Raw genomic sequence first — 462 nt, forward strand, 5'->3', positions numbered from 1 at the left:
CGCCTTCGTCGTCCCCGGGCTGCTCGCCGCGGCGGCCGCGTTCGCCGGTCTCGCCCGGTCCTGCGGGCTGCCGGACTTCGTCGCGGACCGCCTCGACCCCCTCGCCCTGCGCGGGCTCCGGGCCGGCGCGCTGGGCTTCGCGGTGCTCGTGGCCTGCGGTGCCGTCGTGTTCACCGTCGCGACCGCGGTGTCGTGGGCGACCGTGTCCGACATCTACGAGCCCGCCTTCGACACCAGCTTCGGGCTCTTCCTGCTGTCGGTGCTGTACCTGCCGAACGCCGTCGCCGCCGCGCTGTCCTTCGTCACCGGGCCCGGGTTCTCGATCGGCGACCTGAACGTCGGGATGTTCGGCTACCGCGGCGGCGCGGTGCCCGGCGTCCCCCTGCTCGGCGGCCTGCCCGAGCACCACGCGGCCTGGTGGCCCGCCCTGCTGGTGCTGCCCGCAGCGACCGGCGCGCTGGT

At 76.0% G+C, this 462-nt stretch carries 1 protein-coding gene; it reads left to right on the forward strand.

The genetic code is table 11. The features are described from left to right. The coding region (locus G3I65_RS48960; RefSeq protein ID WP_239071909.1) for a DUF6350 family protein at positions 1-462 on the forward strand (462 nt) is incomplete at both ends.

The sequence above is a fragment of the Amycolatopsis sp. SID8362 genome, assembly GCF_010550475.1.
Taxonomy (GTDB): domain Bacteria; phylum Actinomycetota; class Actinomycetes; order Mycobacteriales; family Pseudonocardiaceae; genus Amycolatopsis; species Amycolatopsis eburnea.